Genomic DNA, 21,645 nt, shown 5'->3' with positions numbered 1-21,645 from the left:
ATTCGATTTTATCGAATAATATATGCCATATTATTTGATAGAATAAAACAGGTGGCTACGGCATTGTCTGGCCATGGCACAACATCGCACCCTCGCTCATCCCTTTCAGTTCTCGCTTCGCTGGCTCACCCCGCTCCTGCCGGGCATTCTCCTCTGCGCGGCGGTCAGCTGCGCCGCCATTCTGGCGGAGCGCTTTCAGGTGCGGCTTGCAGGCCACGCATGGCTCGGCGATCTCGTACTCGCCATTCTGATCGGCACGCTGCTGCGTTCGCTGGTGTCGCTGCCCGCGGTCGCTTCGGCCGGCATCAAATTCAGCGCCAAGACCCTGCTCGAAATCGCGGTGGCGCTTCTCGGCGCGTCCTTGAGCCTTTCCATCCTCAAAGGTGCCGGCGGTTTGCTGATTGGCGGCATTGCGCTGATCGTCGCGCTGTCGCTGATCGTCAGCTATGCTGCCGGGCGGATGCTTGGCCTGCCGCCCAAGCTTGCGACGCTGATCGCCTGCGGCAATTCCATCTGCGGCAACTCCGCCATTGCCGCCGCCGCGCCCGCCATCGGCGCGAAGCCTGAAGATGTCGCCGCCTCGATTGCCTTTACCGCGGTTCTCGGCGTCGTCGCCGTGCTGCTGATGCCATTCCTGCCGCAGCTTCTGGGTCTCGATGACACCCAATATGGCATCTTTGCCGGCCTGACGGTCTATGCGGTGCCGCAGGTTCTGGCCGCAACCGCCCCGCTCGGCGCAGTCGCCGTGCAGACCGGCACGATCGTCAAGCTCATCCGCGTGCTGATGCTGGGGCCGGTCATCGCCGCCCTTTCCGTCATCCATGGCCAGTCCGGCACGGAACGCCTGAGATTGCAGCAGATGGTTCCGTGGTTCATCATCGCCTTCGTGCTGATGATCATGGCGCGGTCCTTCGGCCTCATTCCCGAGGCTCTGATAGGCCCCGTCGCCTCGCTCTCCAATATCCTCACCATCATGTCGATGGCGGCGCTGGGCCTTTCGGTCGATATTCGCAGCCTTCGCCATGCCGGCGGCAAGGTCATCGTCGCCGCCAGCCTTTCGCTCGTGCTGCTTGGTGTTCTGAGTTTCGGCCTGATCGCCCTGACGCAAGCGGGCTGAGCTGGACTGCCGTTATTTTTCGGTGCTGACCGTCAGCGTATAGTGGGCGCCGAGACCACGGCGGGGCAATCCCAGGATAAGGGTCGGCCGGATCAGCCATTCCGTATCCGCCTTCGGCGTCAGTGTCGCGGTTTTACCTTGGGAATCGCTGAAGAAGATCGCATCCTCATCGGGCGTCGAGAAATCGAAGATTGCCATCAGGACGAATTCACTGGAGGAAGCAAGCTCGACCTTCACCGTCTGCCCGGCCTTGACTTTCAAACGGTAAACATCGCCGCGGCCGCGCCGCGTCCAGCCATCGAGCTTCAGTGGACCGCTCGGCGGCAAGGCGACTTCCTTCAGCCTTTCGCCATCATCCAGCCAGATGCCATCGACGTTGCGGCTTTCAGCGAAGGATTGATGCGGCACGGCGGCCATGGCCATGGTGAGAGCCAGAAGAAGGGAGGTTACCTTCATGGACGTACAAACTCCCGCCGCATGAGCTCAATCGGCTCGCGGCAATGACAACCTTCGATATGATCGTTGACCATACCCATGGCCTGCATGAATGCATAGACTGTCGTCGGGCCGACGAAACTCCAGCCCCGCTTCTTCAAATCCTTGGAAAGGCGAATGGATGCGGCGCTGGTTGGGTTGGCACTTAACGTCGCATAGTCCAGCCTTTGCGGCCTTTCTGCGGCGGCAGGTTCGAAACTCCAGAAATAACGGGCGAGCGAGCCGAATTCGTCCCGCAATTCCATGGCCCGGCGGGCGTTATTGATGGTTGAAACAATCTTGCCGCGATGGCGGATGATGCCCTTGTCCGCAAGGCAACGCTCGATGTCGGCCTCACCGAACTCGGCCACTTTTTCGAATTCGAAATTGGCAAAGGCGACGCGGAAAGCCTCACGCTTGCGCAGAACCGTCAGCCACGACAGCCCGGACTGGAACCCTTCCAGACAGATCTTCTCAAACAGGCGGCGGTCATCGGTGACGGGATAACCCCATTCCTCGTCATGGTAGCGGCTGTAATCTTCAAGCCCCTGCTGCCAGAAACACCGCACGCGGCCATCAGCGCCGGTTTCAAGTCCCGCCTCGTTCATTCCGCAACAACCCTTTTCCACTCCCGCAAATCACCGGCGGGACACGCGCACTTACCACTCATTCACCACGTTTCAAAACCAGGCGCTAACCCTAAATACAGGTTGCGCTAATGAAGCGCTTTTTAATGAACAGCCATTTACGATTCACTTGCGTCAAGGTGCGAACGTGTCCGGCAATGCGGGCGAATGATACCCGCGATTTTGATTGTTGCGACATCCCGCAGAGAGAGTCCACCCGATGACGATGAAGTCCGTTTTTCTGGCGCTGAGCCTCGTTTCCACCTTCGCCGCCCCGGCCGCAATGGCCAATGAGCGTTATCGCGAGCGCCCGCCCGTCGTCGTCAGCCCCGACCTTTCCGCCCCCTGGGTCACCCAGCTTGGACGCGGCAATGTGCGCCCCGTGGTTTATCCGCGCGCGCCTGCCGCACGCCAGCCGCTCTTCCAGCAGCGCCAGGTCGCCATGCCGCAGCGCCCCAGCTCCGGCGTCACATCACAGCGCCCTGCGAGGGTGCAGAATGCCGCCGTGCGCCCCAATGCGCCGGTGCGCACGCAGATCGCGCCGCAATTCCTGCCGCAGATCGTGAGCTACCAGACCAATGAAAAACCCGGCACCATCGTCATCGATACGCCGAACCGGTTCCTTTATCTCGTCCTGGCCGATGGCAAGGCGCGCCGTTATGGCGTGGGCGTCGGCAAGCCCGGTTTTGAATGGGCCGGAACGCACAAGGTGACCCGCAAGGCGGAATGGCCGAGCTGGACCCCACCGAAAGAGATGATTACCCGCGAGGCGGCGAAGGGACATTACCTGCCGGCCTTCATGGAAGGCGGCCCGGCCAATCCGATGGGCGCGCGCGCCATGTATCTTGGTTCCACCCTTTACCGAATCCACGGCACCAACCAGCCATGGACGATCGGCAGCAACAATTCATCCGGCTGCATCCGCATGCGCAACGAGGATGTCACCGATCTTTATGAGCGCGTCAACGTCGGAACCACCGTCATTGTGATATGACGGCAACGGATTTTCCCATTCCGGGCATCCATGGGCAATATGGCGGCGTATCCGCTTGTATTGCCGTCTTGCGGCGGTACAATCGCGCCAAATCCAATTGATCGAGACTTGGCGGGGGACGCCAGGCGCCGAACCTCTCTCAGGGGGATGATGGAACGGCCTTAAAACGGGTGGTCTGCTGACCGCCCGTTTTTCGTTTCTGTCATTTTAATGTTACCAAAAAACGGTTTGGTGCATTCCTGATATCAATCTGGATTCTCTTCATGCCGCGCCATACTTTATTTGTTTGCGCCCTGTTGTTCAGCGGCGTTTCCTTCTCTGCCGCAATGGCGGGGGAATTTGAAATTTCCGGTTATGGCGGCTGGCAAAGCGCGCCGCACAGCGATGTTAAAGTGTCGGACGGCCCGGACTTCCGGGCCGGTTGGGAAGGCAAGTCGTTTTCCAGCCCGCCCTATTGGGGCGTGCGCGGCACCTACTGGTTCGATGAGGGCCGGCTCAACAATTTCGGTATCTCGCTCGATTTCACCCATGACAAGGTCTATGCCGACGACCAGACGCTTGCCCGCTCCGGCTGGTCGCATTTCGAGTTTACCGACGGACTGAACCTTCTGACGCTGAACGCGCTCTACCGCTTTCCGCTGGAGAAGCTGCCGCTGACACCCTATGTCGGCGCGGGCGTCGGCATCAACGTGCCGCATGTGGAGGTCACACGCGGTTCCGGCCGCACCTTCGAGTACCAGTTCGGCGGCGCAACCCTGCAGGCGCAGGCCGGCGTCAGCTACCGCATCACCGACAACTGGTCGACCTTCGTGGAATATAAGGGCACCTACTCCTTTATCGATGTGGATATCGACAATGGCGCCTCGCTGAAGACCGATGTCATCACCAATGCGGTGAATTTTGGCGTGGCCTATAAGTTCTAGTATTGGCGTGGCAAGCGGGGGCTTTCCGGCAGGTGCTGGGTGCCCCCCCAACCTCATTCCTGTGCTGTCACAGGAATCCAGCCGACGCGCGTCTGCGCGGGGAAAGATTCCTCTCAGCCCAAGGACTTGGGCTGGCTGGATCCCTGTGACAAGCACAGGGATGAGGAGAAGCCTGAGAAAGGCGCACTGGCCCCAACCTTTGCGTCATGACGCCGGATCACTGCCTTGTCGGCGCACCACGTTCTAAACCGAAAGCCTCGCCGGTTTCGGCCCGCCATAGGCCCAGTCCAGAAGCTCCACCGTGTGCAGGATCGGCATGTCCGTCCCTGTCGCAATCTGCGTGATGCAGCCGATATTGCCCGTGGCGATGACGTCCGCGCGGGTGGCCTCGATATTCCTGACCTTGCGTGCCTTCAGCTTTCCGGAAATCTCCGGCTGCATGATGTTGTAGGTTCCGGCCGACCCGCAACAGAGATGCCCTTCCGCCGGATCACGCACGGTAAACCCCGCCGCTTTCAGCAATTGTTTCGGTGCGAGCGTGATCTTCTGGCCATGCTGCATGGAGCAGGCGGAATGGTAGGCGACCGTCAGGCCCTGGCTTTGCCGTTGCGGCAGATCGAGGGTGGCGAGATATTCGGTGATGTCTTTTGCAAGCGCGGAGACCCGCGCGGCTTTTTCCGCATAGGCCGGATCAAGCCGCAGCATATGACCATAATCCTTGATCGTGGTGCCGCAGCCCGACGCGGTGATGATGACGGCATCGAGCCCACCATTCTCCATCTCGCGCATCCAGACATCGACATTACGGCGGGCGGCGGCCAGCGCCTCTTCCTCCCGTCCCATGTGATGCACCAGCGAACCGCAGCAACCCTCGCCTCTGGGAACCACGACCTCGACCCCAAGCCGCGAAAGCAGCCGTAGCGTCGCCTCGTTGATGCCGGGGTCGAGCACCGGCTGGGCACAACCGGTAAGGATGGCGACGCGACCGCGCTTTTCCCCCTCCGCCGGCCGCTTACCCGGACGGGCGGAAGCGGAGACGGCGGGGATGGAGGCGGGAGCGAGAGCAAGCATGGATTGCAGCGGCTTCATCGCCGGAAACTTCGCAAGCAGCCCGGCGAAGGGCCGTGCCAGCCTTGCCAGATGCAGGGCGAGCCGGAAGCGACCGGGATAGGGCAGAACCGCAGCCAGAAGATTGCGGGTCAGCCGGTCCATGAAAGGGCGTTTATAGGTCTGTTCGATATGGGCGCGGGCATGATCGACCAGATGCATGTAATCCACGCCGGAGGGACAGGTCGTGGTGCAGGCAAGGCAAGACAGGCAGCGATCGATATGGGTAACGACTTCTCGGTCAGCCGGGCGGCTATTTTCCAGCATGTCCTTGATGAGGTAGATGCGGCCGCGCGGGCTGTCCAGCTCGTTGCCGAGCGTGACATAGGTGGGACAGGTGGCCGTGCAGAAGCCGCAATGTACACATTTGCGCAGGATCTTTTCGGATTCCGCCACATGCGGATCGGCCAGCTGCTCGGGAGTGAAGGATGTTTGCATGGCTCAGACGGCCCTTCCCATTTTGCCGGGATTGAAGATGCCCGCCGGATCGAGCTTTTCCCTGATACGCGCGGACAGAATGGCTTCCGCCGCCGGGCGCGGTTCGAATGCGGCCACGGTGGCGCGCACCGCGTCACTTGCCCTCACCAGCGTTGCGTGGCCGCCGCCCAGCGCCCGGATCGCGCCGCGCAGCAGATCCGCCTCGGGATCAGCTTCCATCTGCATCCAGACAAGGCCGCCCTGCCAGTCGTAAAAGGCGTCGATGCCCGCTTCCATACGCAGCGCCGCGACCAGCCTGTGGCCTTCCGCCGGCGCGACCGAGACTTGCCAGAGCGGCTTGGCGTTTTCCCCGGCATAGGGGGCAACATCCCGCACCTGCCGCCACAAAACACCGCTTTCCTCGCCTTCCAGCAGCGCCCATGGCCCGACCCGATCCATGACGGAGAGGAGTTTGGCCGCGCGCGCTTCCACTGACGCCCCAAGTCCCTCCAGCCGCAGGATTGTCGCCGGACCTTCCGGCAGGACGCCATCGATGAAACGGGAGCGAACGCTTTCCGGCAGATGGGCCGCCCCGGAAACCTCCACGCTCATCGCCATGGCCGCCGCCATGATCCGCGTCGCCGCTTCGTCATCCAGGCCGGATACGACAACCGTTTTCTCCGAAGGCGGTTTCGGCAGCACACGGAAGGTGACTTCCGTCAGAAATCCGAGCGTGCCATGCGAACCGGCCAGAAGCTTTGAAAGGTCCAGGCCCGTGACATTCTTCATCACCCGGCCACCCGCCCTGATGATTTCACCGCCGCCATTAACGAAACCGACGCCGAGCAGGCTGTCGCGCGCTGCCCCTGCCACATAACGGCGCGGACCGGAGACATTGGCGGCAAAGACGCCGCCAATGGTCGGCTCACCCATCGTTCCCATGATCGGGCGATGATCCATCGGCTCGAACGCCATCATCTGCCGGTTTTCGGCAAGAGCGGCTTCAATGGTGGCGAGCGGCGTTCCGGCCTTGGCGGTCATGACCATTTCGGCGGGGACGTAGGAGACTATACCGTTCATGGCACGGGAGGAGAGCGCATTATTTGCCGCGACGGCGTTGCCAAAACCGGAACGGGTGTTGCCGCCGATGATTTTCAGCGGGGTTTTTCGAGTTGCGTGGCCGCGGATGATATCGGCGGCCTGGGCTTCTGAGTATGGGGTCAGCATGGGGTGGCCGCCTTTGAGCAAGGGATACCCCCCTCTGCCCTGCCGGGCATCTCCCCCTCAAGGGGGGAGATCGGCAAGAGGCTGGCACATCGTTTCAATTGCACCGTTCGAAAATTGAGCGGGAGGTCGCCGCTTGTCGATCTCCCCCCTTGAGGGGGAGATGCCCGGCAGGGCAGAGGGGGGTAAACCACACCCACAGAGAGCACAGAATTCACACCCATCATCCCCTCCCCTCCAGCGGAAACACCTTGGAAGGGTTCATCAACCACCCCTCGTCAAATGCCGCGCGCACCGCCATCTGCTGGGCAAGATCGGCCTCGCCATATTGGTGGCGCATCAAATCCCGCTTTTCGATGCCCACACCGTGCTCGCCGGTGAGACAGCCGCCGGCATCGACGCAGAGCTTCAATATCTCATTGCCGGCCTCCTCGGCCCGGGCCGCATCATCAGGGTCATTGGCGTTGAACAGGATGAGCGGGTGCATGTTGCCATCCCCCGCATGGAAGACATTGGCAACGCGCAGGCCGAGGCGGTCGGTGATCTCGCTTGTCTTTTTCAGCACATAAGAAAGCTGCGAAAGCGGCACGGTGCCATCCATGCAGATATAATCCGCGATGCGGCCCGTTGCGCCAAAGGCGGATTTGCGGCCTTTCCAGATCGCCGCCGCCTCCATGGCCGACTGGCATTCCTTCACGGTCTTCACACCATGTTTTCTGGCAATGGTGACGATATCGGCCAGCATGGCATCCATTTCCGCTTCGGAGCCTTCGACCTCGACGATCAGCAATGCGCCGACATCCAGCGGATAGCCCGCCTTGGCGAAGGCCTCGCAAATCTCGATGGCCGGCTTGTCCATGAATTCGATGGCGACCGGGATGATGCCCGCACCGATGATATCGGCCACGCAGGAGCCTGCCTCCTCAGAGGTTTCAAAACCGAACAGCACCGGGCGCGCGCCCTCCGGCTTGGCGATCAGCCGCACTGTCGCTTCCGTGACAATGCCAAGCTGGCCTTCCGAACCGCAGACGAGGGCGAGCAGATCGTAGCCGGCGGCGTCGAGATATTTGCCGCCCAGTTCCAGCACCGTGCCATCCACCAGCACCATTTTTACGCCGAGCAGATTATTGGTGGTGACGCCGTATTTCAGGCAATGGGCGCCGCCGGAATTCATGCCGATATTGCCGCCGATGGTACAGGCAAGCTGCGAGCTGGGATCGGGTGCATAAAAGAAACCTTCCGCACCGGCCGCATCGGAAATGGAAAGATTGGTAACGCCCGCCTGCACCCGCGCCGTGCGATTGTAAAAATCCAGTTCGAGGATCGAGGCCATCTTCGAGAGGCCGATCACCACCGCATCCTCCTGCGGGATCGCGCCGCCGGAAAGCGAGGTGCCGGCGCCCCGCGGCACGACCGGAATACCGTAACGGTGGCAATATTTCATCACCGCCGCCACCTCTTCCGTGGTCTTCGGCAGCGCCACGGCCAGCGGCAGGCGGCGATAGGAAACGAAGGCATCCGTCTCGAAAGGCACGAGTTCGCGCGGCTCGTGGACAAGACAGTCTGCGGCCAGAATATCCTTCAGGTCGGATATGATGCGGTCACGGCTTGCGACGACGTTTGCGCGCGGCTCCAGAAACTTGATCGGCTGCGTCACCGCCCCTCCTCCATCTACATTTCCTCAACTGGTATTCTTTCTTTACCACTTTGAAAGAGCGCAATCAAATGTTATGGATTTTTTCCATTACGGAAATAATCAGGGGTTAACTGTGACGAATCTGGGCGATCTGGAAGTCTTCGCGAGCGTTGCCGCCTCCGGCAGCATGTCGCTGGCCGCCAAGGAGCTGGGTTATTCACCCGCCGTCATTTCCAAGCGCATCAAGCGGCTGGAAGAAAAGCTCGGCGCGCGGCTGTTTCAGCGCACCACGCGGCAGATTTCGCTGACCGAAGCGGGACAGGGCTTTTACGAGCGGGTACTTGCCGTGCTGGAAGGGCTGGAAGAGGCGGAGGATTTCGTCTCCGGCCGCGCCAATACCGTCAACGGCACGCTGAAGGTTTCCGCCCCCACCTCCTTCGGGCGCATGCATATCGCACCGCATCTCAAGGGTTTCATGGAGCGGCATCCGGACCTTTCGGTCAATCTGGTGCTCAGCGACGAGTTCATCGACATCATCGAAGGCGGTTACGATCTGGCGATCCGCATCGCAGACCTCAATTCCTCCAGCCTTGTGGCCCGCCGGCTAGCGCCGGTGCGCCGCGTGCTTTGTGCTTCAGCGGAATACGTCGCAACCCACGGCATGCCCGCGACAATCGAGGACTTGAAGAAACACCGCTGCCTGCCGGCCCATAATAACGATGTGTGGCGGCTGGAAGGACCGGGCGGCGCGCTCAGCATCCGCCCGGAAGGCATGCTGGTCACCAATTCCAGCGAGGTGATCCGCGAAGCTGTGATATCGGGGCTTGGCATTGCGCTCCGTTCCACCTGGGATATCGGCCATGAATTGCGCGCCGGCAAACTGGTGCAGGTTCTGCCCGCCTATGAGGGATCACGCAACGTGACGCTCTCGGCGGTTTATCCGAGCCGGCAGTTCCTGCCTGCGAAGGTGCGGCTGTTCATCGATTATCTGGCCGGGCTTTATGGGCCTTCGCCCTATTGGGAGCAGGGCTGAAACGGGTCCACTCCCTCATCCCTGTGCTCGTCACAGGGATGAGGGAGACTGGGTTGTCCGTCAGTGCCCGCCCTCGGCATGGGAGCGACGGATGCGGCGCACCACCCACCAGACACCGAGTACGGCGAAGGGAACCGAGATGCCGGTGACCACGGCGGGATCGACCGGCAGCACGTCATGGCTGATCGCCTTGGTGAGATAACCGATGAGGCCAACGACATAATAGGAGATGGCGGCGACCGAGAGGCCTTCCACCGTCTGCTGCAGGCGAAGCTGCATCGCGGCGCGCTTGTTCATGGTGTTGAGCAACACCGTGTTCTGCCGCTCCAGCTCCACGTCGATCCAGCTTCGGACGAGCGCCGTTGCGCGATAGAGCTTGCGCGACAGATTGGCCTGCCGCTCCTCCACCGACTGGCAGGTGCGCATAGCCGGCGCAAGACGCCTTTCCAGAAAGCTGCCCATGGTTTCGTGCCCCAGCACCGGCGTTTCCGCCAAGGCGCGGATGCGCTCGCGCACGATGCCGTCATAGGCGCGGCTGGCGCCGAAACGATAGAGGCTGAGCGCGGCATTGGCCTCCAGTTCCGCCGCAAGCCGGGTCATTTCGGCCAGCAGCGCATCAGCCTCGTCACGCGCGCCATTCTTCATGCGCTGGGTAATGCCCGTCAAACCATCCTCGATGCGGCGGATTTCCGGCGAGAGCGTCTGCGCCATCGGCAGGCCGAGCATGGCAAGCGTGCGATAGGTCTCGATATCCAGCAGCCGCTGCACCAGCGCACCGCGGCTGTAATCGCTCAAACCCCGGTCGATCACCAATATCTGCGTCAGCCCGTCGCGATCCTGACGGAAATCGGTGAGGATCGTCGCCTGACCATCGCGCACGTCGCTATGACAGAGGCTGGTCGGCTCGAACATCGTCCCGGCCGGGGCGGCGAGCGCGCTATCTTCGCGGATTTCCAGTCTAATGCCCGATATCAGGGAACCGGGCGGCGAAAAGCCGTCGCCGAAGGGATCACCGGCAATCTCACCGCCGAATTTTTCCGGCGCGGGGCCATCCCAGAACCAGGTCGAGAATTCCGTGTGCCGTTCCCAGCGCAGCGTGCCCTGCCCCCAGGGCATGGCGTGGTGGCGGGCATCGCGTTCCGGCGGCGCGACGCCCCGGCTGCGCGACATTTCCGCGATGACCGAGTGGTGCACGGCCGAGCCGCCATCCATCATGAAGGCGAGCTGGACGATGATGCGCGACGGGGCGAGAAGCACCGTCGGGCGCGCATGCACCTCCCCGAGCGCCAGCGACCTTTCCGGCGCGCTTGCGAAAGCAAATCTACCCTTGGCCATGCGATACCGTCCCCGCCTGTTTCCGCCGGTTTTCTAAAGCATCAATGGCGATGGCGACACCGCAATCGAAGCCAATGTAATTGTTTTGATGCAACTGGCGAAGAAAACCCGCCATCATCACCCTATCCGGGTGCTGCTTTAACAAAAGCCAGTTTAAAAGGGCAGATGCCGTGTTGCCGCAGGCAATCCAGCATGAACAGGCCATCAAACTGGACAGAATAATTGACCAGTGCGACGCTTCGCTGATAATTTGTGCCCGATTGCACAGACAGGCACACCCCAGGGGCGGATTTCGCCGGAGAATGCTGCGATGGACGAGACGCTATTTGCGCGGATAGAGCACAGCCGCACATCGCAGGAGGTGATCTTACGTTTCGAGGAACTGATCCTCGACGGCATATTGCACGACGGCGACCGGCTGCCCGGTGAGCGGGAGCTGGCGCAGAGGCTGGATGTCTCGCGGCCGATCCTGCGGGAGGCGCTGAAAGAACTCGAAACCCGCGGCCTTCTCGTGAGCCGACATGGCGGCGGCACCTATGTTGCCGATATTGTCGGCCCGGTCTTTTCCGATCCCCTGAGCGCGCTCATCACCCGTCATAGCCGGGCGACGCGGGATTTTCTCGAATATCGCCGTTATATCGAAGGCATGACCGCCGAACTTGCCGCACAGCGGGCAACGGAGCCGGACAGGCGCAACCTCGCCGCCATCGTCGAGAAAATGCGCGAGGCGCATGAGGCGGGCCGTTTCGAAGAGGAGCTTTCGGGCGATGTGGAATTTCACAACGCCATTGGAGAAGCGGCGCATAATATCGTGCTGATGCACACGTTGCGGTCCTGCTACCGGCTTTTGAGCGACGACATCTTCTACAATCGCCATCTCATCTTCACCGTTACCGGCGCCCATGACGAGGTGCTGAGACAGCATATCGCCATCCATGATGCGATTGCCGCCGGCGACCCGGCAGGGGCAAGGGCGGCGGCGGAGGCCCATATCGACTTCATCGTGGAGACGACATCCAAGGCGCATCAGGCGCGGGAATGGGACCGGATTTCGCGTCTGCGGCAGCAGCAGCGCAGCAGCTGAAAACGCCTTCAGGCGAAATACGCCATCTCTTTTATTCAGGTTTTAATGGAACCTTTTGTGCTGTTTGGTCTTTTTATCGGGTTAATTGGAAAAATTTACCAAGATGGGACCCATGACAACCACGAGCGAAACTGAACGCTATCCGCGGATAGCTCTCATATCGACGCATGGCTATGTCGCCGCGCACCCGCCCCTGGGCGCAGCCGACACCGGGGGACAGGTGGTGTATGTGCTTGAGCTTGCACGCAAACTCGGCCAGCTCGGTTATACTGTCGATCTTTATACCCGCCGTTTCGAAGACCAGCCGGAATTCGACGAGGTTGACGAGCGTGTCCGCGTGGTACGCATTCCCTGCGGCGGGCGCGATTTCATTCCCAAGGAATATCTGCACCGCCACCTGATGGAATGGTGCGAAAATGCGCTGCGTTTCATCAAGAAAAACGACCTGAATTATTCCTTCATCAACAGCCACTATTGGGATGCGGGCGTTGCCGGGCAGCGGCTGTCCGAGGCTCTGAAAATCCCGCATCTGCATACGCCACATTCGCTCGGCCTCTGGAAGAAGCGCCAGATGGAGACCGACTATCCCGAAAAAGCCGATACGTTCGAGCTGGAATTCAATTTCAAGGAACGCATCCAGCATGAGCTGATCATCTATCGCAGCTGCGACATGGTGATCGCCACGACGCCGGTGCAGCTTGACGTGCTGATTGAGGATTATGGCCTCAAGCGCAAGCACATCCATATGATCCCGCCGGGTTACGACGACAACCGTTTCTTCCCCGTTTCGGATGCGACGCGGCAGATGATCCGGCAGCGTTTTGGCTTCGAGGGCAAGACGGTGCTGGCGCTCGGGCGTCTCGCCACAAACAAGGGTTACGACCTGCTGATCGACGGCTTTTCGGTGCTGGCGCAGCGCGAGCCGGAGGCACGGCTGCATCTTGCCGTCGGCGGCGAAAACATGGACGAACAGGAAACCACGATCCTCAACCAGTTGAAGGAACGGGTGAAAGCGCTCGGTCTCGAAGAGAAGGTTGCGTTTTCCGGTTATGTTACCGATGAGGATTTGCCGGATATTTATCGCGCCGCCGATCTCTTCGTGCTTTCAAGCCGTTATGAACCCTTCGGCATGACCGCCATCGAGGCGATGGCGAGCGGCACACCCACCGTCGTCACCACCCATGGCGGGTTGTTCAGGGCCATCAGCTATGGCCGCCATGCGCTGTTTGCCGATCCTTTCGACAAGGAAGACCTCGGCATCACCATGATGAAACCGTTCAAGCATGAGCGGCTTTACGGGCGGCTTTCCCGAATGGGCGCACACAAAGCGCGCAGCCTGTTCACATGGACCGGCATAGCGCAGCAATTGCTCGCTCTTGTGGAAGGACGCACCATGATGCCGGTTCTGGAAGAAGCGGACTGGGCCGAACCATGGAACGACGGCGATTGAAACCGCTTCGTCTTTTTTCCACCGATCTCGACGGAACCGTCGTCGGCAACAATGACGCCACGCGCCGGTTCCGCGATTTCTGGCAATCGCTGCCGGACGATCGCCGCCCGGTTCTGGTCTTTAACAGCGGCAGGCTGGTCGATGACCAGCTGGCGCTCATGGAAGAGGTGCCGCTGCCCCGGCCCGATTACATCATCGGCGGCGTCGGCACCATGCTGCATGCGAAAGAGCGCACTGAGCTGGAAGACGCCTACAGGCACTCGCTCGGCACGGGTTTCGACCCGCTGAAGATTGCCGGTGTCATGACTGGCCAGGCCGGCGTGACGATGCAGGAAGAGCGCTATCAGCATGGCCTTAAATCCAGCTGGTTCCTGCACGATGCGGATGAAAAGGCGCTTGCCGATATTGAAAACGCGCTGCTGGCGGCCTCGATCGACGCGCGCATCGTTTATTCGAGCAATCGCGACCTCGACATCTTGCCGAAGGCCGCCGACAAGGGCGCGGCATTGGCATGGTTATGTGGACAACTGCGCATCGGCCTCGACGAATCAGTCGTTGCGGGTGATACTGGCAATGATCGGGCAATGTTCGAATTGAATGGCGTTCGCGGCGTGATCGTTGGCAATGCCTTGCCGGAACTTGTTTCCCTGGCAAATAGCAACAGCCGGTTTTTCCTCTCGGGCGCGACGGAAGCGGATGGTGTGATAGACGGTCTCCGACATTGGGGACTGGATGCGGGCCAGCGCAATTCCGACCGTAATCCCTGAGCGGTTTGCGTTCCGGAAGACCTGAAAGCAGACAGATACGGCTTTCCGCAATCGGCTGTTTGACCGGGAATTCCGGGCACGGTTTCGCTTGCCTCCATCTGTGCCTCTTAATCTTCATCAGCGTGAAGACAGTAGTGGGTTATGGGTGATGAGGGATTGGCGGAACTTACGGGATATCTATATTAGCAATTATCATTAGCAGGCAAAGAAGGACCTATCCGGATTGAAGATTTTGAATCGATTGGCGACAGATGTTGGCTTGATGTTGCGCAGACCGCCGCGACAGCAATATGCGGCGCTGTGCTATCGATTGGCCGAAAAGCATCAGGAACCTGAAGTTCTGCTGCTGACCAGCCGGGATACGGGACGATGGGTCATTCCGAAAGGCTGGCCGATGGGTGGCAAGAAGGCCCATGCGGTGGCAGAACAGGAAGCCTATGAGGAAGCCGGCGTCAAAGGTACGGTGGAGAAGGCCCCCTTCGGTTTTTACGAATATGAGAAAAAGCTGAACAGCGGCATCAACGTGCTGTGCAGGGTTCAGGTGCATCTGCTCGAAGTATCGGAACTGCAGGACAGCTTTCCCGAAAAGGACTCCAGACGGCTGGAATGGGTCACGCCCCGCGAGGCGGCTAAACGGGTCAACGAGCCGGAACTGAAAGCCCTGATGCTCACTTTCGACAAGCGAATGGCGCTTTCGAAATAGCCTGCCCGCCCGAATAGTGGCAATGTGCAGTTTGTTTTTCCAACATGGCTTTTACCGTCTTTCATTTTGGAAAGATGTGCGAGATGTAACAGTCTTTCTGTAAATTGCCTTCAGCCCGCGACACTGCCGGACGAAAAGGAATGCTGGCAAACGAGGTCTGAATGGCAATAAAGCCACCACCACCGAACATGAAGCCGACGCTCGACAAGGATCTCGAAAAGATCACCCGTGTCGAGGAGGCGACGATGCACGTCACGCAGCAGCTTGCCGGCCTTGGCGCGGGTTTCATGTTCGTGGTTCTCGCGGCCATATTCGCCGGCGTCTTCGTGACCGGCACTGCGGGCTCGGTCATCATCATCGCGGCCGTTGCCATCGGCGCCTATATGGCGATCAATATCGGCGCGAATGACGTGACGAACAATGTCGGCCCGGCGGTCGGCGCCAAGGCCTTGCCGCTTGCGGCTGCCCTCATCATTGCCGCCATCTGCGAGATCGCGGGCGCGCTGATTACCGGCGGCAACGTCGTCGAGACCATTTCCAGCGGCATCATCAACATAAATACCATTCCGGACAGGACCGTGTTTTCCTGGGCGATGTTGTCGGCGCTTCTCGCCGCCGGCCTTCTCGTCAATATCTCGACATGGACGAAAGCGCCGATTTCCACGACCCACACGGTGGTCGGCGGCGTCGCCGGGGCGGGCATGGCCGCCTATGGCATCGGGGCAGTCGACTGGTTATCGCTTGGCAGCATCGCTTTTGCATGGGTTCTGGCGCCCTTCATCAGCGCCGCCATCGCCATCGTCATCCTTGCTTTCATCAAGGAATTCATCATCTACCGCGATGACAAGATCGACGCCGCGCGACTGTGGGTGCCTGTCCTCATCGGCTTGATGGCCGGGGTTTTCACCGCCTATCTCATCTGGGTCGGGCTGAGGCAGATCGTCCATCTCTCGCTTGGCCATGCGAGCGGCATCGGGCTTGTGACTGGCCTTGTCGCCTGGCGGCTCTGCGTGCCGATCATCCGCAAACAATCCGTCGGGCTGGAGAACCGCAACCAGTCGCTTCGCATATTGTTCCAGTGGCCTCTGGTTCTCGCCGCCGGATTGATGTCCTTCGCCCATGGGGCCAATGACGTGTCGAACGCGATCGGCCCGGTGGTGGCCATCGTGCGGGCATTGCATGACGAGGCGGTACAGACCTCCGCCCGTGCGCCGCTGTGGGTCATGCTGGTCGGTGCATTCGGGCTTTCCTGCGGTATTCTGCTTTATGGCCCGCGCCTCATCCGCCTCGTGGGTGAGCAGATCACCAAGCTCAACCCCATGCGCGCCTTCTGCGTTTCCGTGGCCACGGCGCTCACCGTTCTTGTCGCCTCACGCTTCGGCCTGCCGGTCAGCACCACGCACACGGCGATCGGCGCGGTGTTCGGCGTCGGTTTCTTCCGTGAATGGTACACGCAGTCATCACGGCGGCGGCAGGAACTCGTTCAGGCTGGAACCGGCGCGATCCGCCGCGCCGACAGATATGCGGATAATCCCGCCGAGGTGCGCCGCCGTTATCTTGTCCGTCGCTCCCACTTCATGACGATCATCGCCGCCTGGCTGGTCACCGTTCCCTCCAGCGCAACGCTTGCGGCGTTGCTCTATTGGCTTATGTCCTTCCTTTTTCTCTGACGCTGAAACCGAAAAGTCCCATGCGCGCAAATTTCCGGATGCAACGCCTGTTCGTCGAAACCCCGCTTGATGCGGGGGTGGCGCAGGAAGCGACCACCGAACAGTTCAACTATCTCGCCAATGTGCTGCGCATGACCGATGGCGCGGAAATCCTGCTGTTCAACGGGCGCGATGGCGAATGGAAAGCCAGGCTCTCCTTCCCGAGCCGCAAGAAGATCGCGCTCATCCCCCTGGAGCAGACGCGCCCACAGCCACCGGCACCGGATCTTCACTATCTGTTTGCGCCGCTGAAAGTCGGGCGCATGGATTATCTGGTGCAGAAGGCAGTCGAGATGGGCGCCGGTCTTTTGCAGCCTGTCATGACGCAGCATGTTCAGGGCAAGATCCATAATACCGAAAAGCTGCGCGCCAACGCCATCGAGGCCGCCGAGCAATGCGGCATTCTGTCCCTGCCTGAGGTGGCCGAGCCGGTGAAGCTGAGAGACATGCTGGAAATCTGGCCCCGCGACCGGCGCATCATCTATTGCGACGAAGGCGATGCGGGGCAAAATCCGCTGCCTGTCCTGCAATCCATAACGGAACACAGGCTTGCGCTGCTGGTTGGCCCGGAAGGCGGCTTTTCCGAGGAGGAAAGGGAGCTTTTGCGAAGCCTTGCCTTCGTGACCCCTATTCCGCTCGGGCCACGCATCCTCAGGGCCGATACGGCCGCTGTTGCGGCACTGGCTGTCATTCAGGCGGCGATCGGCGACTGGAACTGACCTCTCTGGCGCATGTCGTCATCGCAAAAACGCCGCACAGTTTCGCGCGGCCTGCTTTGGGATATTGCGCTTCATGCATCTTTAAAAGAAATTCATTTGCCTCCGGATGCGATCCGGCTCTATCTGCCAATCATATGCCTCGCCGCAACAGAGACGTCATAACAAGGTAAGCCATGGCACGCGACACGACCGACCAGACCCCCCTCTCCTCCGTCACGGAGCTTACAGATTATCTGGCGGGCGGTAACAAAGCTGAAGCCGATTTCCGTATCGGCACGGAACACGAAAAATTCGCCTTTTTCCGCGAAGGCAACAAGCCGGTTCCCTATTTCGGCGAGGCCAGCATTTCAGCCCTTCTGAAAGGAATGCAGGAAAAGCTCGGCTGGGAGCCGATCATGGACGGCGACAACATCATCGGGCTTGGCGAACAGCACGGCATGGGGGCCATCTCCATCGAACCCGGCGGCCAGTTCGAGCTATCAGGCGCGCCGCTCGAAAACCTGCACCAGACCTGCAAGGAATCCAACCAGCATCTGGCGACCCTGCGCGAAGTGGCGGAGCCGATGGGCATCCGTTTTCTCGGCATCGGCGGCAGCCCGCTCTGGAGTTACGACGAAACGCCGCAGATGCCGAAATCGCGCTATGCGATCATGACACGTTATATGCCGAAAGTCGGGACCAAGGGTCTCGACATGATGTACCGCACCTGCACCATTCAGGTGAACCTCGATTTCTCCTCGGAAGCGGATATGCGCCAGAAGATGCGCGTTTCCATGAAGCTGCAGTCGCTGGCAACCGCGCTGTTTGCCTCCTCGCCTTTCACCGAGGGCAAGCCGAACGGCCTTCTTTCCTGGCGTGGCGATATCTGGCGCGACACCGACAACCGCCGCTCCGGCGTGCTGCCCTTCACCTTCGACCAGGATTTCGGTTTCAAGGATTATGTGGAATGGGCGCTGGACGTGCCGATGTATTTCATCGTGCGCGACGGCAAATATCACGATTGCACCCATGTCACCTTCCGCCAGTTCATGAACGGGGCATTGAAGGGCGAAATCGCCGATTGGCAGCCGACCATGGGCGACTGGACGAACCATCTCTCCACTCTTTTCCCGGATGTGCGCCTGAAGCGCTTCCTCGAAATGCGCGGTGCGGATGGCGGCCCGTGGCGGCGCATCTGCGCCCTGCCCGCCTTCTGGGTCGGTCTTCTTTATGACCGGGAAGCGCTTGACGCCGCCGATGCGCTGACGTCCGGCTGGAGTTTCGATGAGGTGATCGCGCTTCGTAACGCCGTACCGGCCAAGGGGCTTTCAGCTGAGATTGCCGGCAAGCCGCTGCTCGGCATCGCCCGCGAGGTGCTCGATATTTCCCGCACCGGTCTCAAAAACCGCAAGCGGCTCAACGGCGACGGCCAGGACGAGACCGTGTTCCTGTCCTCGCTGGACGAGGTACTGGCCAAGAAGACCACGCTCGCCGACGATCTGCTCGCGCTCTATAACGGCCGCTGGGGCGGATCGGTCCTGCCGGTCTTCGAGGAATATCAGTACTAGGCCGAGAGCCAATCATGCCCATCGGGTTGCAAACGCTGCGATATGACACGTGCCGCGACCTCGATCACGTGCTTGTCATCTCGGCTGAACACGCCGCAAGCCCGTGCGGCGGCAGGCTAAATCAATGAGATTTCTGCGTTGCACCTTGGGATCGAGGGGCGTCCTCCCTCGGTCGAGGGTTTGAATGCAATTTACGATCACACGGTTGATTGAATTTCGTTCCCTGCACCTTTGAGGGAAACTGCCGGCCGCAAAAACATCGAAACTGGCGACCTTCCGATCGCCAGTTTTTGACAGGGCCTCAGCAATCGGCTCGGTTAATTGTCGTTACCACCTTCGTGATTGTTATGGCCATCATGGTCACCGCCGCGGCCATGGTCGCCGCCGCCATCGTGATCGCCACCGCGGCCATGGTCGCCACCGCCGTCATGATCGCCGCCACGGCCGTGGTCACCTCCGCCGTCGTGGTCGCCGCCGTGATTGCCGCCACCGCCGTGGTCACCTCCGCCGCCATGGTCGCCGCCACCACCGTGGTCGCCGCCACCGCCATGGTCACCACCGCCGCCGTGGTCGCCGCCACCGCCATGGTCACCACCGCCGCCGTGGTCACCGCCACCGCCGTGGTCACCTCCACCGCCGTGGTCACCTCCACCGCCATGGTCGCCGCCACCGCCATGGTCACCACCGCCGCCATGGTCACCTCCGCCGCCGTGGTCACCGCCACCGCCGTGGTGACCGCCACCGCCATGGTCGCCGCCACCACCGTGATGACCGCCGCCGCCATGGTCACCACCGCCACCGTGGTCACCGCCGCCACCGCCGGGGTCACTGCCACCGCCGCCGCCGGGATTACTCGGTCCGCTGCTACCGCCAGGATTGCTGGGTCCGCTGCTCGGATTGCTCGTTCCTGCAAAATTGTTGTCACCGTGATCGTTTTCGTTAACGCCGGGAATGGAGGCTGTCGCTCTGCAAAGTGCAGCCTCCAAAGTTCCGGGCCTTACGAATTCGCATCGCTGCAAACGCGTCTGCGCGGTTCCCAGTGTCGTACTGGACAGCAAGATTGCAATACAAGAGAACACAGTTGTCACCTTACTGCGCATGGGTTTTCCTCCCTTATCGGCAGTTATAACTGGATTGACAAATATATATTAATACAACTACATTCTCAATGTGCTCGTATATTGCGATAAATTTGCTTTAATACTTTGTAATTAATTATTATAAGCTACATAAGACATAAAATTCACCAAATGTACTATTGAAATGAAAAATCACGCACTGAAAACCTATCGTTATTCAGATCGCCCTAGCCCGTCTCCAACTGCCCTGAAATATTTTGCTGCGTCCATGTGCTGTCCCGATTTGGCGCACATCCCAAAAGGCTATGTTAATTTTTTTTTGAAATTTTGGGCTAATCATGCAATGAGGTGCACTTTGACGCGTTTTGGATGTGTTTTTTAGTTCGGGCGTGACGGGAAATCGGGGTGATCTTCCGTCAGTGTTTAACTTTATTCATGCGTGAGATCGGGCGGCATGAAGGCCAGTTCCCCAGATCACCAGGTTACCTTGAGGGAACTGATATAATCATGAGGATTTATGTTCTTGCATTCGCTCTGCTGGGCGCGATGACGCTTGGCGCGCAGGTTTCCGCCAGCGAGCTTTCGGCCACCCGCTCCATTAACGCGCCGGTGGGTTTTTCTTCCGCCTGTCAGCGCTACAGCTGGCTGTGTTCCTCCAAAGCCGGGGTGAAAATGGCTGACGACCAGACGCGTGGCCTGCTTTCCGAGGTCAATCGCAAGGTCAACAGCGCCATCAGACCGGTGGAAGACACCGTTGTTTACGGCCGCAGCAATTACTGGGCATTGCCGAAGGACGGTCGCGGCGACTGCGAGGACTATGCCATCGCGAAAACCAAGGCATTGCTGGACGCCGGTTTCCCCTCCAACAAAATGTCCATTTCCGTTGTGCTGGATCGCAGCGGCAACAATCATGCCGTGCTGCTGGTTCGCCTGTCGGACGGGGAGTATGTACTCGACAATCTGAGCGGTTCGATCAAGCCTTGGGACCGCACCGGCTATACTTTTCTTGCGCGTCAGAAATACACCAACAAATCCGCCTGGGAAGTCGTCCTGGCCGGTCCTCGCGCCGGACAGTTCCGGGAAATGTAAGCCTCGGCGGTCATCCAAGACAGGCCGCGTTCAGTCGGACTCATTTGACGCGCTCGAATTCCTGTTTCAATGCGAAGCCGGTGGCAGTCCTGGGGAGCGCAGGCTAAGCGGCCATAAAAAAGCCCGGTGCGGCCGAGGGGCCGTACACCGGGCAAAGGCAGGGCTATTGGCAAATCACCCTGCGGGGAAAACCTTTCAGCTCAGAAACATTCCGGCAAAACATCCTGGCGGTTTTGCGTCCGGAATTGCGCAGGCAAAGCCTAGAGCGTTTCGAAGCGCCTGACGGCACGCAGCCGCGCAGCCCGGGTCAGATGGGTGGTCGGATCCTCGAGCAAACCGGTATCGAGAGCGTTCATCACATCCGATCGCGCCAGCCCGACATCGGCGAGCAGGCGGTCATCGAGTTCCATGAGATTATTGGCCACGATACGGTTGTAGATGCGCTGGACAAACGTTTTCACGGTGGAAGCAACGGTAATGATGGTGCGGCGCAGGGTGTCGCCCTGGCTTCCCGTTGCAAGTTCCAGTTCCATTCTCCGTTCTGCCGTGCGCATGACACTTATCCTTCCGTAACGGCACGATGCGGCACCGCCCCCGGCGCACCACGCGCTA

At 60.2% G+C, this 21,645-nt stretch carries 20 protein-coding genes; 12 read left to right on the top strand and 8 right to left on the bottom strand.

Translation table 11 applies throughout. The features are described from left to right. Positions 1–73: 73 nt before the first annotated feature. Positions 74–1,117: a YeiH family putative sulfate export transporter gene (locus FY152_01640; GenBank protein ID UXS30854.1), complete on the top strand. Its 1,044-nt coding sequence runs from the start codon at positions 74–76 to the stop codon at positions 1,115–1,117. Positions 1,118–1,129: 12 nt separating this feature from the next. On the opposite strand, the gene FY152_01635 is transcribed toward FY152_01640, so the two are convergent. Together FY152_01635 and FY152_01630 are read right to left on the bottom strand one after the other, a co-directional pair. Then, positions 1,130–1,573, bottom strand: coding sequence for a hypothetical protein (locus FY152_01635; GenBank protein UXS30853.1), 444 nt, complete (start codon positions 1,571–1,573; stop codon positions 1,130–1,132). Beyond that, a complete protein-coding gene (locus tag FY152_01630) occupies positions 1,570–2,199 on the bottom strand; it encodes a DNA-3-methyladenine glycosylase I (GenBank protein UXS30852.1) in 630 nt (209 codons plus the stop codon). The genes FY152_01635 and FY152_01630 overlap by 4 nt, the downstream gene beginning before the upstream one ends. Before the next feature lie 238 nt (positions 2,200–2,437). Here FY152_01630 and FY152_01625 point away from each other — a divergent pair, with 238 nt between their 5' ends. Then, complete coding sequence (locus FY152_01625) at positions 2,438–3,211, top strand: L,D-transpeptidase (GenBank protein ID UXS30851.1); 774 nt, start codon at positions 2,438–2,440, stop codon at positions 3,209–3,211. A 263-nt stretch (positions 3,212–3,474) separates the two neighbouring features. Continuing rightward, positions 3,475–4,134, top strand: a complete 660-nt coding sequence (locus tag FY152_01620) for a porin family protein (GenBank protein UXS30850.1) — start codon at positions 3,475–3,477, stop codon at positions 4,132–4,134. Between the two features lie 243 nt (positions 4,135–4,377). Here the strand turns inward: FY152_01620 and glcF are convergent, their stop codons facing one another. The 3 genes from glcF to FY152_01605 all read right to left on the bottom strand — a co-directional run bounded on the left by glcF (position 4,378) and on the right by FY152_01605 (position 8,539). Beyond that, positions 4,378–5,679, bottom strand: a complete 1,302-nt coding sequence (gene glcF / locus FY152_01615; protein ID UXS30849.1) for a glycolate oxidase subunit GlcF — start codon at positions 5,677–5,679, stop codon at positions 4,378–4,380. Positions 5,680–5,682: 3 nt separating this feature from the next. Further along, entirely contained in the window at positions 5,683–6,885 is a 1,203-nt protein-coding gene (locus tag FY152_01610; protein ID UXS30848.1) for an FAD-binding protein, read from the bottom strand. 220 nt (positions 6,886–7,105) lie between these two features. Further along, positions 7,106–8,539, bottom strand: coding sequence for an FAD-binding protein (locus FY152_01605; protein UXS30847.1), 1,434 nt, complete (start codon positions 8,537–8,539; stop codon positions 7,106–7,108). A gap of 112 nt (positions 8,540–8,651) precedes the next feature. Here FY152_01605 and FY152_01600 point away from each other — a divergent pair, with 112 nt between their 5' ends. Beyond that, entirely contained in the window at positions 8,652–9,551 is a 900-nt protein-coding gene (locus FY152_01600; protein ID UXS30846.1) for a LysR family transcriptional regulator, read from the top strand. Positions 9,552–9,611: 60 nt separating this feature from the next. On the opposite strand, the gene FY152_01595 is transcribed toward FY152_01600, so the two are convergent. After that, the gene (locus FY152_01595) at positions 9,612–10,886 is read right to left on the bottom strand and encodes a DUF3422 family protein (GenBank protein UXS30845.1); all 1,275 of its coding nucleotides are present in this window, start codon (positions 10,884–10,886) and stop codon (positions 9,612–9,614) included. 310 nt (positions 10,887–11,196) lie between these two features. On the opposite strand from FY152_01595, the gene FY152_01590 reads away from it, so the two are divergent. The 7 genes from FY152_01590 (at position 11,197) to FY152_01560 (ending at position 18,865) form a co-directional block, all read left to right on the top strand. Beyond that, positions 11,197–11,970 (top strand): FadR family transcriptional regulator, encoded by a 774-nt coding sequence (locus FY152_01590; GenBank protein UXS30844.1) that lies wholly within the window; start codon positions 11,197–11,199, stop codon positions 11,968–11,970. Between the two features lie 103 nt (positions 11,971–12,073). Further along, complete coding sequence (locus FY152_01585; protein ID UXS30843.1) at positions 12,074–13,420, top strand: glycosyltransferase family 1 protein; 1,347 nt, start codon at positions 12,074–12,076, stop codon at positions 13,418–13,420. Continuing rightward, complete coding sequence (locus tag FY152_01580) at positions 13,417–14,187, top strand: HAD-IIB family hydrolase (protein UXS30842.1); 771 nt, start codon at positions 13,417–13,419, stop codon at positions 14,185–14,187. Before FY152_01585 ends, FY152_01580 begins: the two co-directional genes overlap by 4 nt. A 262-nt stretch (positions 14,188–14,449) precedes the next feature. Continuing rightward, positions 14,450–14,890, top strand: a complete 441-nt coding sequence (locus tag FY152_01575; protein ID UXS30841.1) for an NUDIX hydrolase — start codon at positions 14,450–14,452, stop codon at positions 14,888–14,890. Between the two features lie 161 nt (positions 14,891–15,051). Continuing rightward, positions 15,052–16,560, top strand: a complete 1,509-nt coding sequence (locus FY152_01570; GenBank protein UXS30840.1) for an inorganic phosphate transporter — start codon at positions 15,052–15,054, stop codon at positions 16,558–16,560. Between the two features lie 20 nt (positions 16,561–16,580). After that, entirely contained in the window at positions 16,581–17,318 is a 738-nt protein-coding gene (locus tag FY152_01565; protein ID UXS30839.1) for a 16S rRNA (uracil(1498)-N(3))-methyltransferase, read from the top strand. A 173-nt stretch (positions 17,319–17,491) separates the two neighbouring features. Further along, positions 17,492–18,865, top strand: a complete 1,374-nt coding sequence (locus FY152_01560; protein ID UXS30838.1) for a glutamate--cysteine ligase — start codon at positions 17,492–17,494, stop codon at positions 18,863–18,865. Positions 18,866–19,166: 301 nt separating this feature from the next. Here the strand turns inward: FY152_01560 and FY152_01555 are convergent, their stop codons facing one another. Next, positions 19,167–19,700, bottom strand: a complete 534-nt coding sequence (locus tag FY152_01555) for a hypothetical protein (protein UXS30837.1) — start codon at positions 19,698–19,700, stop codon at positions 19,167–19,169. A 679-nt stretch (positions 19,701–20,379) separates the two neighbouring features. On the opposite strand from FY152_01555, the gene FY152_01550 reads away from it, so the two are divergent. Beyond that, on the top strand, positions 20,380–21,033 hold the full coding sequence (locus FY152_01550) for a transglutaminase-like cysteine peptidase (protein UXS33177.1): 654 nt from the start codon (positions 20,380–20,382) through the stop codon (positions 21,031–21,033). 260 nt (positions 21,034–21,293) lie between these two features. On the opposite strand, the gene FY152_01545 is transcribed toward FY152_01550, so the two are convergent. Further along, positions 21,294–21,587, bottom strand: a complete 294-nt coding sequence (locus tag FY152_01545) for a DUF1127 domain-containing protein (protein UXS30836.1) — start codon at positions 21,585–21,587, stop codon at positions 21,294–21,296. Positions 21,588–21,645 lie beyond the last annotated feature (58 nt).

The sequence above is a fragment of the Agrobacterium tumefaciens genome, from assembly GCA_025560025.1.
In the GTDB taxonomy this organism is placed as follows: domain Bacteria; phylum Pseudomonadota; class Alphaproteobacteria; order Rhizobiales; family Rhizobiaceae; genus Agrobacterium.
This window is presented reverse-complemented; position numbering and strand designations above follow the sequence as displayed.

Excerpts from the sequence above, each read along its gene's own strand:
- FY152_01625 (UXS30851.1), top strand. The coding sequence starts at position 2,438 with ATGACGATGAAGTCCGTTTTTCTGGCGCTGAGCCTCGTTTCCACCTTC.
- FY152_01630 (UXS30852.1), bottom strand. The coding sequence starts at position 2,199 with ATGAACGAGGCGGGACTTGAAACCGGCGCTGATGGCCGCGTGCGGTGT.
- FY152_01575 (UXS30841.1), top strand. The coding sequence starts at position 14,450 with ATGTTGCGCAGACCGCCGCGACAGCAATATGCGGCGCTGTGCTATCGA.
- FY152_01550 (UXS33177.1), top strand. The coding sequence starts at position 20,380 with ATGCGTGAGATCGGGCGGCATGAAGGCCAGTTCCCCAGATCACCAGGT.
- glcF (UXS30849.1), bottom strand. The coding sequence starts at position 5,679 with ATGCAAACATCCTTCACTCCCGAGCAGCTGGCCGATCCGCATGTGGCG.
- FY152_01545 (UXS30836.1), bottom strand. The coding sequence starts at position 21,587 with ATGCGCACGGCAGAACGGAGAATGGAACTGGAACTTGCAACGGGAAGC.
- FY152_01635 (UXS30853.1), bottom strand. The coding sequence starts at position 1,573 with ATGAAGGTAACCTCCCTTCTTCTGGCTCTCACCATGGCCATGGCCGCC.
- FY152_01610 (UXS30848.1), bottom strand. The coding sequence starts at position 6,885 with ATGCTGACCCCATACTCAGAAGCCCAGGCCGCCGATATCATCCGCGGC.
- FY152_01620 (UXS30850.1), top strand. The coding sequence starts at position 3,475 with ATGCCGCGCCATACTTTATTTGTTTGCGCCCTGTTGTTCAGCGGCGTT.
- FY152_01595 (UXS30845.1), bottom strand. The coding sequence starts at position 10,886 with ATGGCCAAGGGTAGATTTGCTTTCGCAAGCGCGCCGGAAAGGTCGCTG.
- FY152_01640 (UXS30854.1), top strand. The coding sequence starts at position 74 with ATGGCACAACATCGCACCCTCGCTCATCCCTTTCAGTTCTCGCTTCGC.
- FY152_01560 (UXS30838.1), top strand. The coding sequence starts at position 17,492 with ATGGCACGCGACACGACCGACCAGACCCCCCTCTCCTCCGTCACGGAG.
- FY152_01585 (UXS30843.1), top strand. The coding sequence starts at position 12,074 with ATGGGACCCATGACAACCACGAGCGAAACTGAACGCTATCCGCGGATA.
- FY152_01565 (UXS30839.1), top strand. The coding sequence starts at position 16,581 with ATGCGCGCAAATTTCCGGATGCAACGCCTGTTCGTCGAAACCCCGCTT.
- FY152_01590 (UXS30844.1), top strand. The coding sequence starts at position 11,197 with ATGGACGAGACGCTATTTGCGCGGATAGAGCACAGCCGCACATCGCAG.
- FY152_01570 (UXS30840.1), top strand. The coding sequence starts at position 15,052 with ATGGCAATAAAGCCACCACCACCGAACATGAAGCCGACGCTCGACAAG.